The organism is Finegoldia sp. P1-F-LS, assembly GCF_052932205.1.
On the sequence record NZ_JBRFJH010000012.1, the window covers coordinates 1 to 17,099 of the forward strand.

Here is a 17,099-nt window from a genome sequence, read left to right on the forward strand (position 1 = left end):
CTTTTATCTGCAATCTGCGAATATGAAGGAGAAGAAGTATTGAATCTTATAATGTTAGATTCAAACATTCCAGCAGGATCAAAATTATATTAAAGAACACGCTAAAAATGAAACTGGGGTTTGTAATTAATCCCAGTTTAATTTTTAGGGGTATGTACGAGATGGATAATTAGAATAATTTTATTACCGATAAGATTAGTGTTTAGTTTGCTCATAGCTTTTTTAACCTTCATATTAAGTTTGAGTACTGCGTTGTTAAGCGTAGTTTCTACTTTGATTTTTGTAATTGGATTAGCTAGCATTTTTCAAGGAGACAAGCAAATTGTAATTGAAGCACTAATATTAGCATTTTTATTTAGTCCATTTGGATTACCTAAATTAGGTATATATGTTATTGGATTATTAGAATTATTAAACTATACAATAAAATCAATTTGAAGAAAAATAAATATTAGACAATCGTAGACGATAGAAAGTAATAATTCTGTCGTCTTTTTTATTTCAAAGAAAGGAGGCAGGAATGAATTTTGATTATTTTTATAATAGGCAATCTGAGATGTATAACTTCATTAGGTTACCTATGGTATTAATGGAAGATGAAATTTTTGAGAGTATTTCTATTGAATCTAAAGTTTTGTATTCATATATGCTTAATCGAATGGGTCTTTCATATAAAAATGGGTGGATAGATGAAGATGGAAAAGTTTTTATTTATTACACAATTGAAAGTATAAAAGATCAATTTAATTGTGCAAGTGAAAAAGCAAATAAATTAATAGCTGAGCTTGATATTAAGTCAGGAATAGGACTAATTGAAAAGAAAAGACAAGGACTTGGAAAGCCTAATAGAATTTATGTTAAAGACTTTATGAGCATATTTAATAATATGGAATTAAAAAATCAAGAAGTTCGAAAAACAAAATTCCAGAAGTTCGATAATCGAAATTCAAGAGATTCGAATATCGAAAGTCAAGATTTTCGAAAATCGGAAAGTAACTATAACAATATTATTAATAATGAGTTAAGAAATAATGATTTTAGTAAGGGGCAAAAGCCTTACGGAATATATAAAAACATATTTTTGACTGATGAAGAATATAAGGACTTAACGAATGAGTTAGGAAGCAGGATTAGTGAGTATATTGATAGGTTGTCGTCATATATGAAAGCAAATAACAGAGTGTATCAAGATCACAAGGCAACGATAATCAATTGGTATCTTAATGATCAGACAAAAAACATTAATGATAATACAACAAGGAAAATGAATTACGATATAGGAGAGAGTTTATGAAGAAATTAAAAGATTTTGTATTAAGAGAAAATGATATTGAAAGAAATGGACATATTTATTGCAAGGTCTGTGGTAAAAGAGTAGATGGAGAATTACTTGACCTTGGATTTACAAAGTTTATTCCAAGAATTAAATGTAAGTGTGAAATAAAAAGAGATAAGGAAAATGAAGAAAAAGAAAGACTGATGAAAATATCGTCATTGAAAAGAGATTGCTTCTCATCGCCTATCCAACACCAATATACTTTTGAGAAATACTTAAATGAAAAAGGTCAAGCCTACAAGGTTGCCTATAATTATGCCAAAAGCTTTGAGCAAATGAAGGAAGACAATGTTGGACTTTTATTTTATGGAGATGTTGGCAGCGGAAAAACTTATCTTGCTTGCTCAATTGCAAATGAATTAATCGAAAGAAAACAAGTTAAAGTTAAGATTATGAATTTATCTCAGGTTATAAATCAAATACAAAAATCAGCATTTAAGCTAGATTCAAATGAAATTATCAGTAACCTCTCTAATATTCCATTGTTAATCTTAGATGACCTTGGAATTGAAAGGGATACATCTTATGCAAGAGAACAAGTATATAACATTATAAACTCAAGATACTTAAAGGGTAGGCCGACCATTTTTACTACAAACTTATCATTGGAAATCATTCAAAATCCAAACATTGACCTTGAGTATCAGAGAATATATTCAAGAATACTTGAAATGACAATACCAGTTAAAGTTCCGGGAGAAGATTTTAGAAGAAAAATCCATCAAGAGAAGTTAAGAAAATATAAAGAGTTACTTTTATATGGAGGTGGAATAGATGATTAATGAAGAAGTATCTAGGTCGAGCCTTAACCTTGAAGTAAGGCTTGCAAAAGCAACAAGTAAAGCAATTCTTGATGCCTTAAAGAAAGTACACAAGCAAATAGAAGAACAAGGAGGCTTGAAAAATGTAATAAAAAATAACGGAGAAGAAGTAAAGCTAAAGGATATGGTTAAAAAGGGACAGTTAGAAGAAATTAATCTAAAGGATCCTGAGTTAAAAGAATTAAAGAAAATTTTAAATAAACACGGAGTGAAGTTTTCTGTTATGAAGGATAAGGAAACTGGCAACCACTCTGTGTTTTTTCAATCTAAGGATATAAAGGTAATGGAACATGCCTTTAAAAAAGCGGTTAAGGCTTCTGAAAGAAAGGCCGATAGAAAAGACTCAATAACGAAGACTATAAATAAGTTTAAAGATATGGCTAAGGACACCATTATTAAAGATAAAGTTAAAAATAAACATAAGGAGCAAAGCTTATGATAAGTAATTTAAAAACATTTGAAAATAAGAATTTTGGGAAACTCACTGTTATAGAAAAAGACGGTGAGTTTTTCTTTATAGCAAATGAAGTAGCAACTATGTTAGGATATGTTAATCCAAGAAAAGCTGTTTATGACCATGTAGATGAGGAAGATAAGGGTGTAACGAAATGGAACACCCCTGGAGGAATACAGAATATTTCAATAATTAACGAATCAGGATTGTATTCACTTATCCTCTCATCAAAACTACCACAAGCAAAAATATTCAAAGCTTGGGTAACTAGAGAAGTCTTACCAAGTATTAGAAAAAATGGAGGATATATAGTAGGGCAAGAAAAGAAAACTAACGAAGAGCTACTTGCAGATGCAATTCTTGTAGCCAATAGAATTATTGCCGAAAGAGAAGAAGAGATTGAAGAATTAAGACCAAAGGCAGACTATTATGACAAATTAGTAGATTATAATCTACTTACAAACTTTAGAAATACTGCCAAGGAGTTAGGAATACCACAAAACCAGCTTATAAGTTTTTTAATGGATAAGGGATTAATTTATAGAGATAAGAAAAAGAAACTCTTACCTTATGCAGATAAGAATAAGGGATATTTTGAAGTAAAAGAATGGGTTGATCCATTAGGTACACTTGTAGGAATACAAACATTTATAACACAAAAGGGAAGACACTACCTACTAATTTTATTAGATAGCGAAGGTTTCTACGATGAATAAGATATTGGAAGCCATTCTTTCTGATATTAAAAACTTAATTAAAATAGACAACCCAAAGAAATTTATATTATCAAACATTCCTTATTTATCATTTTGCTACATTGGAAATATCCTTTCTAAGCATGTTAATTCTTATGTAGGAGGAGATATTATTGATAGAATAATGGTGGGAATTTCTGATATAGGAACTTTATCTTATATACCAAGTCCAAATCCAAGGGACTTGTTAGTAGGTATTTCAGTTGCTGGTCTTGTTAAGCTAATTGTTTATAGCAAAGGTAAAAACAAAAAGAAATATAGGCAAGGTAAAGAGTATGGATCTGCAAGATGGGGAGAAAGTAAGGATATTGCTCCATACATTGACCCTAAGTTTGAAAATAATGTACTAATAACTAATACCGAAAGACTTACAATGAACTCAAGACCTAAAAACCCTAAATATGCTAGAAATAAAAATGTATTAGTAATAGGTGGTTCTGGATCGGGTAAAACGAGATTTTATGTAAAGCCAAATCTAATGCAAATGCACTCTTCCTATGTAGTAACAGATCCTAAAGGCACACTTGTGTTAGAGTGTGGAAAAATGCTTTATGAAAATGGATATGACATAAAGATATTAAACACAATAAACTTTAAAAAATCTATGAAATACAATCCTTTTGCATATTTGAGAAGTGAAAAAGATATTTTAAAGCTTGTTCAAACAATTATTGCCAACACCAAGGGAAATGGAGAAAAGGCAGGAGAAGATTTTTGGGTAAAGGCTGAAAAGTTATATTACACTGCTCTTATTGGGTATATTTATTATGAAGCACCTGAAGAAGAAAAGAATTTTAAAACACTCTTAGATATGATTGACGCAAGTGAGGTTAGAGAAGATGACGAAACCTATATGAACCCAATTGATAGGCTTTTTGAAGCTCTTGAAAAGAAAGATCCAAGTCATTTTGCAGTTAAGCAATACAAGAAATATAAGCTGGCAGCAGGAGTAATAGAATTAAGGAGAACACTTAATCACTATTTTAGTGAAATATGTACTTCTTAATTCTTTTTTTATTGAAAAATTAAGAGAAAGGGGGTAAAAATGAGGAATTTTGAAAAGATAACAGCACTCTATGAGAGATTAAGTCGTGATGATGAACTGCAAGGAGAAAGTAACTCTATCATCAATCAGAAAAAAATATTGGAAGAATACGCAAGCAAAAATAACCTGTCAAACATTATTCACTTTACAGATGACGGAATCAGCGGAACACAGTTTGACAGACCGGGATTTATGGCAATGATGAACGGAGTCAATCAAGGAAATATTGGTTGTATCATTGTAAAAGATATGAGCAGACTTGGCAGAGATTATCTCAAAGTCGGTCAATGTATGGAGATACTAAGACAAAAGGGCGTAAGACTAATCGCTATCAATGATAATGTAGATAGTTTTTACAGAGAAGATGATTTTACTCCCTTTAGAAATATCATGAATGAATGGTATGCAAGAGATACATCAAGAAAAATACAATCGACTTTCAGGTCAAAAGGCGAAAGTGGGAAACATACTGCAAGCACACCGCCTTATGGCTATATCAAAGATGAAAAAGATAAAAACAAATGGATAGTAGATGAAAAAGCAGCAGAGATAGTAAGGCGAATATTTAACCTGACCATGCAAGGCAATGGTCCGTATCGAATAGCAAAGATATTGGAGAGTGAAAAAGTAGATATACCCGCCTATCATCAACAGAAATTAGGCTATGGACTATATCAAAGCAAAAACTTTGAACATCCCTATCGTTGGTGCAGCTCAACAATAGCAAGCATTTTAAAGAAACAGGAATACTTGGGGCATACAGTCAATTTCAAAACAAGAAAGCACTTCAAGGACAAGAAAAGCAAATATGTATCCGAGGATAACTGGCTTATTTTTGAAAATACACACGAGCCAATCATAGACCAAGAAACCTTTGATAATGTGCAAAGGATAAGAGGAAATGTAAAAAGGTATCCTGACGGTTGGGGAGAATATCACCCACTCACAGGACTAATGCATTGTGCAGATTGTGGGAGCAAGATGTATGTTCATAGAACAAGCAATTATAAGAATATTCCCTATTACACTTGCAGTGCCTATACCAAAACACCTTGTGGCACACTTTGTCCATCAGCACACAGAATAAAAGCAGAAGCGGTCTTAAACCTTATTAGGGAAACACTAAAAGATATTAAAAAATACCTTAATGAAGATAATGAAGCCTTTATCCGTTCCATTCAAAATGAAATGGAAGAAAAGGAAAAAATAGAGATAGAAAAGAAACGCACAAGGCTTATTGACAGCAAAGGAAGATTACAGGAATTAGAAAGACTGATGTGTCGTATCTATGAAGATATGATCCTTAACAAAATACCAAATAGCAGATATGAAATACTAAATAACCAATATGAAACGGAGCAGATAACTTTAAGTAAAGAAATTAAGGATTTGGAGCAGCAGGTATCAAGATATGAAAAAGAAACAGACAGAGCTAAAAAATTTATATCTCTTATCAGTCGTTATGAAAACTTTGATGAACTTACAACCACAATGATAAATGAGTTTGTAGAAAAGATTGTCGTACATGAAAGAGATAGAAAAGGAAGTCAGACATCAAAGCAAAAGATAGAAATTTACTTTAATTTCATAGGCAATTATGAACTGCCACAGGCGGAGTTAAGTGATGAAGAAAAACAAAAACTTGAGGAAGAAGAAAGAAAAATAAAGAAAAGAAAAGACAAGCTACATCAAAATTACCTGAAACGAAAAGCAAGCGGAAAACAGAAAGAGTATGAAGATAAATATAAGGCAAGGAGAGAACAGAAGAAACAGGAGAAAATAAAGGTTTTGAAAAGAGTGGGGATACCGGTGAGTGAGTATATAAAAACAAATATTTAAACCTATCTTGACAAATATTGAATTTTGATTTATTATTAAATATATATTCAGTATTGGAATAGAAAGAGGTGTGCTATGGCACAAGTATTAAAAGAAGAAGTTAGAAATAGAATACTCGAAGCAGCAGAAAAAGTATTTTATAAAAAGGATTATAGAGGTGCCAAATTAACAGAAATTGCAAAAGAAGCAGATATTCCTGTGGCACTCATTTATACCTATTTCAAAAATAAGGAAGTTTTGTTTGATGCAGTAGTAAGTTCTGTTTATATAAACTTCGAGTCAGCTTTTAATGAGGAAGAATCTTTGGAAAAAGGTTCTGCTTCTGAAAGGTTTGATGAGGTTGGAGAAAATTATATTCATGAACTTTTAAAAGATCGTAAGAAGTTAATTATTTTAATGGATAAAAGCTCAGGTACAAAGCATACAGAAGCAAAACAAAAACTCATATCACAAATGCAGGTTCATATTGAAGTAAGTTTAAAAAGACAATCGAAACAGGAATATGATCCAATGCTTGCCCATATTTTAGCCAGTAACTTTACAGAGGGACTTCTTGAAATAGCAAGGCATTATCAAAGTGAAAAGTGGGCAAAAGATATGCTAAAACTTATTGCAAGGTGTTATTACAAGGGAGTGGAATCCCTATAATCAGCACAAAAAAATAGACTTTGCGTAATCAGCAAAGTCTTAATTTAAACCTTAATACTGAATTAAAATTCAATATTATTCAATTTTGAAAGGAGAGTTGTTCATGCCGGAAAAAGAATTAAGAAAAAAAGTGATTGGGAAAAACGGTTTATCCAATTCACTTCTTGCTTTAAAAATAGTATTTGATTTGATACCACAAATCTTACTCGTATATTTGATTAGTTCTTTAATTACAAACAATATTAACGAAGGTAATTTAAAGTATATATTTTTGGGAATCTTTATATCGTTTGTATTAAAAGGAGTGTTTTATTATTTTGCAACAAAGGTTGCCCATGAGAAAGCATACGAAAAATTAACAGAACTTAGGTTAGATATTATCGGTCATCTGAAAAAACTAAGTTTGGGATTCTTTAAAGAACATAATACAGGAGAGCTTACCAACATTGTCCAACATGATGTAGAACAAGTGGAAGTATATCTTGCTCATGGTCTCCCTGAAATAATGTCAGTTACACTTCTGCCTACCATTATTTTTGTAGCTATGATTTTTGTGGATTGGCGTCTTGCTCTTGGGATGATTGCCGGAGTTCCACTCATGTATTTGGTAAAAGTTCTTTCACAGAAAACAATGGATAAAAACTTTGCGATTTACTTCAATCATGAAAACAGAATGAGAGAAGAGCTAATGGAATATGTAAAAAATATTTCTGTGATTAAGGCTTTTGCTAAAGAAGAGGAAATTAGTGAAAGAACATTAAAAACGGCAAGAGAATATATTTACTGGGTTAAAAAGAGCATGGGGATGGTTACAATTCCAATGGGACTCATTGACATATTTATGGAAATTGGAGTGGTTATTGTCATGATTTTGGGAAGCATATTTCTTTATCATGGAAATATTACAACGCCTAATTTTATCCTTGCCATTATTTTATCGTCTGCTTTTACTGCTTCTATAAGTAAGACAGCTACATTGCAACATTTTTCTATTGTGTTTAAGGAAGCGTTAAAGGCGATAGGGAAAGTATTAACAGTTCCACTTCCAAACAAAAAGACAGAACAAGGTTTAGAATTTGGAAACATAGAATTTAAAGATGTGAATTATGCATACGGAAAAGATAGCTTTGAGCTTAAAAATATCAATTTGAATTTTAAGAAAAATAGTTTGAACGCCTTTGTAGGAGCAAGCGGTTGTGGAAAGAGTACGGTATCTAATTTGCTTATGGGATTTTGGGATGCAGATGAAGGACAAATACTGATAAATGGAAAAGATATAAAAGAATATAGTCAAGAAAATATCTCAATGCTGATTGGTAGTGTGCAACAAGAAGTTATCCTTTTTGACTTAAGTATTTTTGAAAATATAGCAATTGGAAAACTAAATGCAACAAAAGAAGAAGTCATAGAAGCTGCTAAAAAAGCAAGATGCCATAATTTTATTTCAGCATTGCCAAATGGATATGAAACACGAGTAGGTGAAATGGGAGTTAAGTTATCCGGTGGAGAAAAACAAAGAATCTCTATAGCAAGAATGATACTGAAAAATGCACCGATTTTAATATTAGATGAAGCAATGGCGGCTGTTGATAGTGAAAATGAAAGACTTATCGGCGAAGCAATTGACGATTTAAGCAAGGATAAAACCATCATTACAATTGCTCATCATCTAAATACGATTAGAGATTCAGACCAAATTATTGTTATGGATAAGGGTGTTGTTCTTGATGCAGGAAGCCATGAAGAGCTGATGAAAAGATGTGATTTTTATAAGGATATGGTTGAAGCACAGAACAAGGTAGATAGATGGAATTTGAAAGAGGTGGTAACAGAAAATGTTTAGAGAAATGTTAAAACTACTTACAAAAACTGGCAAGAGAGATTTGATTATATCGAGTGTATTCTTTGCCCTTTATGGACTAAGCTCCATAGCTATGATTGTGATCGTATTTTCTATACTGTTCCAAATATTCGATGGAACGAGCTTAGCAAGTCTATATAAATATTTTATTGCGATTGGATTACTTGTAGTGTTCAAAGGTATTTGTAATATGGTTGCAGATATGAAAAAGCATAGTGCAGGTTTTGATATTGTTCAGCAAATCAGAGAACGCATGATTATCAAATTAAAAAAATTCAGCTTAGGATTTTATACCAACGAAAGACTGGGCGAGATCAATACAATTTTACACAAAGATGTTGATAATATGTCCCTTGTTGTAGGACACATGTGGTCAAGAATGTTTGGTGATTTTTTGATAGGTGCAGTCGTATTTGTTGGTCTTGCAAGTATTGATTTCAAACTTGCTATTATTATGGCTGTATCTGTTCCGATTGCACTTATCTTTCTATATCTGACAATTAAGCAATCTGAAAAAATAGAAAATCAGAACAACTCAGCACTTCTTGATATGGTTAGCTTATTTGTTGAATATGTTAGAGGAATACCTGTACTAAAGAGTTTTTCAAACAATAAGAGCTTAGATAATGAGCTTATGAACAAAACGAAAAAGTTCGGAGAAACAAGTAAAGCAGCTTCAAGATTCAAGGCAAAACAGTTATCTATATTTGGTTTTTTACTGGATATTGGATATTTAGTTCTTTTAATTGCAGGAGCAATACTTGTTATAAAGGGAAATCTCGATGTGCTTAATTTTATTATCTTTGCGGTAATTTCAAAAGAGTTTTATAAGCCGTTCGCTTCTATGGAACAACACTATATGTACTATGTTTCGGCGGTAGATAGTTACGAAAGACTTTCAAGAATTTTATATGCAGATGTAATCCCGGATAAAGTGAATGGAATTGTTCCGAAAGATAATGATATAGCTTTTGAAAACATAGATTTTTCCTATGAAAAAGATGAATTTAAAATGGAAAAATTGAGTTTTTCTATTGCTGAAAAAACAATGACAGCCTTAGTTGGAGAATCAGGTAGTGGAAAGACTACTATAACAAACTTACTTCTAAGATTTTATGATGTGCATAAAGGGAAAATTACACTCGGAGGAACTGATATAAGGGATATTCCTTATGATGAGCTTTTGGATCGTATCAGTATTGTCATGCAAAATGTTCAACTATTCGATAACACGATTGAAGAAAATATTAGAGTAGGTAAAAAAGGAGCTACAAAAGAGGAAATCATTAAAGCTGCAAAGAAGGCAAGGATACATGATTTCATTATGAGCTTACCAAAAGGTTATGAAACTGATATTGGCGAAAATGGAGGAATTTTATCAGGTGGACAAAGACAAAGAATATCTATTGCAAGAGCTTTTCTAAAAGATGCACCGATTTTAATTCTTGATGAAATGACAAGTAATGTTGATCCTGTAAACGAATCTTTGATACAGGATGCTATTACAGAACTTGCAAAGAATAGAACTGTACTTGTAGTGGCTCATCATTTAAAAACAATTCAAAAAGCTGACCAAATTCTCGTATTTCAAAAAGGAAATTTACTTGAAAAAGGAAAGCATGGCGAACTTCTTGCAAAAAATGGTTACTACACAAAATTATGGAAAGCTCAGTATGAGGTATAACCATGATTTTGCTAAAAAATGTTTATTATGAATGGGAAGATGGACGAACTGCTTTAAAAAATGTCAATCTTGAAATTAGAAAAGGTGAATTTGTTTTAATTTCAGGGAAAAGTGGAAGTGGTAAAAGTACTCTTGGAAGTGTGATGAATGGTCTTATTCCACATTATTACAAAGGCAAAATGAAAGGGGAAGCCTTTGCGTCCGGAAAAGATATAAGCAAATTATCGCTTCATGAAATAGGGCATATTGTAGGGACTGTATTTCAAGATCCAAGAAGTCAATTTTTTACGACAACGACAGATGAAGAAATAGCTTTTGGGCTTCAAACCATTTGCAAATCAAGAGATGAAATAAAACAGAGAGTAGAAGAAGTATATGCAGAACTGGATATTGAGGAACTGAAAGGAAAATCTGTTTTTGAATTATCAAGCGGACAGAAACAAAAGATAGCTATTGCAAGTATCTATGCGATGAATCCGAAAGTTTTAATTTTAGATGAACCTTCAGCAAATTTGGATATGAAAGCAACATTTGACCTATTTTTAATTTTGGAAAAATTAAAGAAAAAAGGAACAACAGTTGTTCTAATTGAACATCGTTTGTACTATGTAAAATCTTTATTTGACCGTTTTCTTTTGGTGAAAGATGGAGAAATTGCACTGGACTTGAGTCGGGAAGAAGTTATTCATCTTGAAGGGGAGTTTTGGGATGAGAATGGACTAAGAACTCTTGAATTAGAAGAATATAGGATAAGTGAGAAGAAAGACTCATATCAATTAAATGATGAAAGTATAAACGGAAAAGGCTTGAGATTTTGCTATCCGAATGTAGCTAAGGATGGAAAGAAGCAAAAACAGTACATTTTAAATCATCTTGATTTTAATATGGAGTGCGGAATAGCCATTGGTCTTATCGGCTTAAATGGTACCGGAAAAACTACCTTTGCAAGAGTGATTTCAGGACTTGAGAAGATAAAAGAGGGGAAGATATGGACGGGGAAAGATAATTCGCTTAATCATAAAGATTTAATGGATATGTCATATTTTGTCTTTCAAGATTCAGACTATCAGTTGTTTTCGGAAAGTGTACTTGATGAAATGCTGCTTGGTATTTCAAGTAAAGATAAAAAAGAAAATACTCAAAAGGCAAAGTCTATTTTGAATGTACTTGGCTTAGATAAATATATTGATAAGCATCCGTTTGCTTTATCAAGAGGAGAAAAACAAAGACTCACAATAGCTTGTGGAATGATGAAACAGGCAAAAGTTTTTATCTATGATGAACCAACATCAGGTTGTGATAAAGACTCAATGCTTTCAGTGGCAAAATTAATTGAAGAACAATTAAAAAATGGAACAACAGTTTTGGTGATAAGTCATGATTTTGAGTTTTTAGCGAACACAGTGAGTAAGCTCTGGGTAATGGGAGATGGAAAAATAGAAAGTGTTTTGAATATGAGTGAAAGTAATAAAATTCTCATATTGGACAAGATGAGAGGAGGTAGATAACTTGATGGATAGAAAAACAGTCGATCCGAGAATAAAACTTACTCTACTTCCAATTGTTGGATTTACGAGCTTTTTTATAAGCGATACAATTCTACTTTTCGGACTGATTCTCTTTGCCTTTTTTCTGTATGTATACAGCAGTATGTGGAAAAGAGCATTACGCTTTATTTTGTTTTTTGTGATTTTATACTGCATAGAGTTATGGCTTGGAAAGTTTTGTGAAGCAAGTATCGTATTTGCAATATATATGTTTATTTACTTTGCATCAAGGATGACCTTAATTGCTATGTTTGGTGGATATATAACAAAGACTACAAGTGTAAGTGAAATGCTTGAAGCATTAAATAGAATGAAAGTACCAAGAAGCATTGGTATACCTTTTAGTGTTTTGCTTAGGTTTGTACCAACTATAAAAATAGAACTCAAGGCATTAAAAGAGAATATGAAGATTCGAGGAATCGTAACAAGTAGATTTTTCCCCTTGCTACATCCAATTAAATATATTGAATATACGCTTGTTCCGCTTTTAATGAGAATGATTAAGATTTCAGATGAACTGTCAGCTTCAGCACTCATTAGAGGACTTGATAGTGATGAGAACAGGGTTACATTAACAAAATTGAGGTTTAGAACAACGGATTTGTTGATTGGACTATTAGGAGCTTTGATGATTGCTCTTGTGATAGTAATACAGAAAATTTATTAGGAGGACTTTTATGAAAAACAAATTAAATGGTCGTGATTTTATTACAATCGGAATCTTTAATGCAATTGGAATTGTCATATACATGGCGGTTGCATTTGCTATGGCAACAACAGTGATTGGAGGATTTATTGCTTCAGGAGTTAGCTTTATGGTAGCTGCTACCGTTTATATCCTTATGGCTTTGAAAGTTAAAAAGAAGGGCGTATTTACAATATCAGGAACGCTTCTTGGTTTAATTGCATTGTCAGGAGGACATTTGCCTCATGCAGTCTTTGCTGTAATCGGTGGAATTATATGTGATTTGATTATAGGAAATTATGAGAGCAAGGGACGAATGATTATTGGATATGGGATATTTGCATTAGCGGATTTTTTAGGGACAGTAATTCCTGTGATTTTATTCGGAACAGCTTCTTTTGTGGAAAGAGCATCAAAATGGAAAATGAGTGAAGCACAAATAAATGAAGCATTATCTTATTTCAAAGTTTCATGGGCAGTAGGCTTTGCCTTGATAACATTTGTTCTTGCTTGCATAGGAGCATTCGTTGCAACAAAGATACTCAAAAAGCATTTTGAAAAAGCAGGAGTGATTTAATAATAAATTTACTTAGGAGGGAAAATAATGGAGGGATAATTATGTCAAAACTTATAGTTTCGGTTTTCACAGAACGATATAATTATCCTTTTTTATTCTTGGAATTGCTTACACATAGCAATAATACTTTACCAGAAACGACCAAATAGAAAATTATATAAAACATTAGTTTTTAAGCCGAGAGGACTTTTTACGCCAAAGTGTAGAAGTCCTCCTTTTTTATTCTCAAAACCAAAACAGAGAACTTAAAAAGGAGGATGACTAAGTGGCAAAGAAAGAATATTACCTTTATGTAAAAGGCAAAGCCGTACCTGTAAGTGAAGAAGTCTACAAAGCCTATTGGAAGATAACAGAGCATGAAAAGTATCTCCAAAGAAAAGATTGGAAGCATAATGTAATACCATTTTCGGCACTGGATCATGATGGACACTTTGTAGATAACATCATAGATGAAAAGATAGACTTAGAAAAAATTGTAGAAGTAAAAATGCGAATTGAAGAACTTCATAAAGCATTAAATACTCTTACAAAAGAAGAACGAGAACTAATGGAAGCCATCTTCTACAAAGAAGAAAGTCTAAGGTCAATCAGCAGAAGAGAGAAAGTTACACATCAAGCAATCAGTGGGAGGAGGGATAGGATTTTAGAAAAACTGAGAAAGATTTTAGAAGATAAAATCTAAAAACTTGGAAAGGTTAAGTGTCAAAAAAGGTGCTTAACCTTTCTTTATGGAAACAAGCAGATACCAAAACGGAGGAATTAAAAATGAAGAAAGAAAAAACATTACAGGAAGTACAGGAACAAATTTCTGAACTTCAGGAAGAAAGAGAAAAGTGCGATGTAAAGCTGAAACAACTACAAAATCAAGGCAAAAAATTAGAAAAACTGGCAAATGAAAAGGAACGAAAAAGAAGAAATCACAGGCTCATACAAAGGGGATTGATAGTAGAAAGGGTCATTAAAAAACCTCTAATATTTACCAATGAGGAGATAGAAAAACTGTTAAATATCTCTACTCACACAGAAGAATACAGACAAGCCTATGAAGAAATGATAAATGGGAAAGATATGGAAGATGAAACAGACATAGAGTAGATAAAATAAAAGACCTTAGTTTTTTCAGAAGCTCCCTGCAAGGGCAAAAAGCTCCGCAGGACGCAAAGCACCCTTTAGGGTGTATAATTGCGCCCTTAGTAAACTAAGGGATTTTAGCAAGTCTTTGAAAATCCAAAACCTAATAAAAACATACGGATAAAGCAGATAGGAAAAGATACAAAAAATAACCCGTCTGCTTTTTTCTTTACCTGAAAACAAATAAAAAAATGAAAGGAGTTTAAAAGTGGCAGAAACATTTCACTTTAATATTTCAATGATAAGCAGAGGAAAAAGTAAATCGGCAGTTGCAAGTGCAGCATATATCTCTTGCGAGAAAATCAAAAATGAATGGGACGGAGAAGTTCATGACTATCACAATAAAAAAGGACTTTTACATTCAGAAATTTTCTTGCCGGAGAATGTCCCCATAGCATTAAAAGATAGAACTACCTTATGGAACAGCGTTGAACTAAATGAGAAAGCAAGCAACGCACAGCTTGCAAGAAACTTCATTATCGCTTTACCAAAAGAATTATCTTTTGAAGAAAACAAGAAACTCATTACCGACTTTATACAGGAAAATTTTGTATCAAAAGGAATGATAGCAGACCTTGCAATCCATGATAGAACAAGTGAAGATAACAACAATATACATGCTCATATTATGACTACCCTTAGACCAATCAATGAAAAAGGAGAGTGGCAGGCAAAAAGCAAAAAAGAATATGTAATTGATGAAAATGGAGAAAAGATAAAACTAAAAAGCGGGAACTACAAAACAAGAAAAGTAGAGCTGACAGACTGGAACAATAAAGGAAACGCAGAGAAATGGAGAGAGAATTTTGCAAGACTTTGTAATCAGTATTTAGAAAAAAATCATCAAGAAAAGAGAGTGGATCATCGTTCCTACAAAAGACAAGGGATAGAAGAAATCCCAACCATTCACATGGGAGCAAGTGCCAGTGCCTTAGAGAAAAAAGGAATCGAAACCGACAAAGGAAACATCAACAGAGAAATAAAAAAACATAACTCTTTAGTAAAAGCTATCAAGAACAAGATAAAAGAAATCACTTCTTGGATAGACTCTTTACTTGGAAATCTGCAAGCAAAATACGATGGGTATAAACAGACCAAGAAAGATGAGCTGGAGAACAAAGCAGAACTCTTTAACCTTTATGAATATATTTCTATCTACAACGAAATACAGGGAGAAAAAACAAAAAATCTATCCTACTATGGACAGATAAAAAAGGGAAATGCAGACCTAAAGAGATTTGTAAAAGCAATCTACTATCTAAAAGATAATCATCTTCAAACCATAGCAGACCTACAAGAAAAAGTTTTTGAACTGGCAAAGCAAAGTAAAAAGATAAGTGAAGATATTCAAAGCAAAACCCAAAGAATAAAGGAGTTAAATCGTTGCTTTATTTGTGCAGACATCATCAAAGAAAATAAGGCGGTATATCAGGAATATAAAGATAAAACTTTTCTTAAAGATAAATTTTACAATTCACATAAAGATGAAATTGAAAACTACAAAAAAGCAAGAAAGACTATAGAAAAATTTACTGGAACATCAGCTATAAAGTCGAGTGATTGGCAGAAAGAAATATCAAGCCTTGAAAAAGAGATACAAGACTTAACTGAAGATAAAGCTAAAGTTCAAGACGAATTTAAGCAGATAGATCATATCAAATATGCAGTAAAGATTGTCAATGATGAGTATGGAATAGATTTATCTATAGAGATAGACAAGGCAATTAAGAGGGGAGATAAACCAAGTGTAATTGCACAACTGAAAAAATTTCAAGAGCAAGAGGAAAGAAAGGGTCAGTACAAACAAAAAGCAAAAGAAAAGGCTAAAGAAAATTATAAAAATAAAGGGGAGGAAAGATAAAAATGGCAGACAACAGAAGATACTATTGGTTAAAATTGAAAGAAGATTTTTTTACAGATAAGAGAATCAAAAGGCTAAGAAAAATATCAGGAGGAGATACCTATACAATCATTTATCTTAAATTGCTTTTACTTAGCTTAAAAGATAGTGGGAAGCTGTATTATGATGGAGTAGAAACAGACTTTATCAAAGAGCTTGCCTTAACGATTGATGAAACGGAAGATGATGTAATGGTTATAGTAAATTATCTTGTAGCACAAGGATTGATGGAGATAATTACAGAAAATGACGAGTATTTTTTAACAGAAATTCCAAGTCTTATAGGTTCAGAAACAGCTTCTACAAGGCGTTCAAGAAAATCGAGAGGACAAAAAGCGTTGCAATGCAACACTGGTGCAACACCTTGCAACCTTTTGCAACAAAACTGCAACGGAGATATAGAGATAGATAAAGAGATAGATATAGAGTTAGAAAAAGAGGGGGAGATAGAAAAAATATCCCCCAACCTTTATGGAGAATATAAAAATGTTTCCTTAACCGATGAAGAATATGGGAAGTTAAAGGATAAAATGCAAGGTCATAGGGAAGAAATGATAGAGAAGCTGTCAACCTATATGCAAAGCACGGGAAGAAACTATAAAGATCATTATGCGACCTTAGTTCATTGGTATGAGCAAGATAAAGGTAAATTAAAAGAAAGCCATAAATCAAAAGTATATACCTTTGAAGATTATGACAAGGGGGAACACTTGTAGACCTCGTATAAGACGGTGGAAAGGTGTTTTTAGAGCGTTAATGATAAAATAGGTATCAGACTATAGCTAAGTGTAAAATAGGGCTTAAAATTGCAGTATG

Annotated in this window: 16 protein-coding genes and 2 pseudogenes; all 18 read left to right on the top strand. The window is 32.3% G+C overall.

Annotated features, from left to right (window positions below; all coding sequences use genetic code 11):
- Positions 1-93: pseudogene (locus tag ACU68Y_RS08115) on the top strand (methionine--tRNA ligase subunit beta); the annotation flags it as partial.
- 105 nt (positions 94-198) lie between these two features.
- Positions 199-438: a CD1845 family protein gene (locus tag ACU68Y_RS08120; RefSeq protein ID WP_230958001.1), complete on the top strand. Its 240-nt coding sequence runs from the start codon at positions 199-201 to the stop codon at positions 436-438.
- Between the two features lie 82 nt (positions 439-520).
- A complete protein-coding gene (locus ACU68Y_RS08125) occupies positions 521-1,294 on the top strand; it encodes a replication initiator protein A (RefSeq protein WP_446755837.1) in 774 nt (257 codons plus the stop codon).
- Positions 1,291-2,118 (top strand): ATP-binding protein, encoded by an 828-nt coding sequence (locus ACU68Y_RS08130; RefSeq protein WP_446755838.1) that lies wholly within the window; start codon positions 1,291-1,293, stop codon positions 2,116-2,118. The genes ACU68Y_RS08125 and ACU68Y_RS08130 overlap by 4 nt, the downstream gene beginning before the upstream one ends.
- Entirely contained in the window at positions 2,111-2,596 is a 486-nt protein-coding gene (locus ACU68Y_RS08135) for a PcfB family protein (RefSeq protein WP_000606599.1), read from the top strand. Before ACU68Y_RS08130 ends, ACU68Y_RS08135 begins: the two co-directional genes overlap by 8 nt.
- The gene (locus tag ACU68Y_RS08140) at positions 2,593-3,327 is read left to right on the top strand and encodes a phage antirepressor KilAC domain-containing protein (RefSeq protein WP_446755839.1); all 735 of its coding nucleotides are present in this window, start codon (positions 2,593-2,595) and stop codon (positions 3,325-3,327) included. The genes ACU68Y_RS08135 and ACU68Y_RS08140 overlap by 4 nt, the downstream gene beginning before the upstream one ends.
- Positions 3,320-4,315, top strand: a pseudogene (locus ACU68Y_RS08145) (type IV secretory system conjugative DNA transfer family protein); the annotation flags it as partial. The gene ACU68Y_RS08140 and the pseudogene ACU68Y_RS08145, both read left to right, overlap by 8 nt.
- Before the next feature lie 96 nt (positions 4,316-4,411).
- Complete coding sequence (locus tag ACU68Y_RS08150; RefSeq protein ID WP_001243446.1) at positions 4,412-6,250, top strand: recombinase family protein; 1,839 nt, start codon at positions 4,412-4,414, stop codon at positions 6,248-6,250.
- Between the two features lie 75 nt (positions 6,251-6,325).
- On the top strand, positions 6,326-6,898 hold the full coding sequence (locus ACU68Y_RS08155; protein WP_000079886.1) for a TetR/AcrR family transcriptional regulator: 573 nt from the start codon (positions 6,326-6,328) through the stop codon (positions 6,896-6,898).
- Between the two features lie 103 nt (positions 6,899-7,001).
- On the top strand, positions 7,002-8,741 hold the full coding sequence (locus tag ACU68Y_RS08160) for an ABC transporter ATP-binding protein (protein ID WP_446755840.1): 1,740 nt from the start codon (positions 7,002-7,004) through the stop codon (positions 8,739-8,741).
- Complete coding sequence (locus tag ACU68Y_RS08165; RefSeq protein ID WP_000488165.1) at positions 8,734-10,443, top strand: ABC transporter ATP-binding protein; 1,710 nt, start codon at positions 8,734-8,736, stop codon at positions 10,441-10,443. Before ACU68Y_RS08160 ends, ACU68Y_RS08165 begins: the two co-directional genes overlap by 8 nt.
- Before the next feature lie 2 nt (positions 10,444-10,445).
- A complete protein-coding gene (locus ACU68Y_RS08170) occupies positions 10,446-11,951 on the top strand; it encodes an ABC transporter ATP-binding protein (RefSeq protein ID WP_000601969.1) in 1,506 nt (501 codons plus the stop codon).
- A gap of 1 nt (position 11,952) precedes the next feature.
- Positions 11,953-12,657, top strand: coding sequence for an energy-coupling factor transporter transmembrane component T (locus ACU68Y_RS08175; RefSeq protein ID WP_025194627.1), 705 nt, complete (start codon positions 11,953-11,955; stop codon positions 12,655-12,657).
- A gap of 10 nt (positions 12,658-12,667) precedes the next feature.
- Entirely contained in the window at positions 12,668-13,252 is a 585-nt protein-coding gene (locus ACU68Y_RS08180; protein WP_000791747.1) for an MptD family putative ECF transporter S component, read from the top strand.
- 265 nt (positions 13,253-13,517) lie between these two features.
- A complete protein-coding gene (locus ACU68Y_RS08185; RefSeq protein ID WP_001074477.1) occupies positions 13,518-13,934 on the top strand; it encodes a sigma factor-like helix-turn-helix DNA-binding protein in 417 nt (138 codons plus the stop codon).
- 83 nt (positions 13,935-14,017) lie between these two features.
- A complete protein-coding gene (locus tag ACU68Y_RS08190) occupies positions 14,018-14,347 on the top strand; it encodes a DUF3847 domain-containing protein (RefSeq protein ID WP_446755842.1) in 330 nt (109 codons plus the stop codon).
- A 244-nt stretch (positions 14,348-14,591) separates the two neighbouring features.
- A complete protein-coding gene (mobQ, locus tag ACU68Y_RS08195) occupies positions 14,592-16,244 on the top strand; it encodes a MobQ family relaxase (RefSeq protein WP_048949720.1) in 1,653 nt (550 codons plus the stop codon).
- A 2-nt stretch (positions 16,245-16,246) separates the two neighbouring features.
- Entirely contained in the window at positions 16,247-16,999 is a 753-nt protein-coding gene (locus ACU68Y_RS08200; RefSeq protein ID WP_000774839.1) for a phage replisome organizer N-terminal domain-containing protein, read from the top strand.
- Positions 17,000-17,099 lie beyond the last annotated feature (100 nt).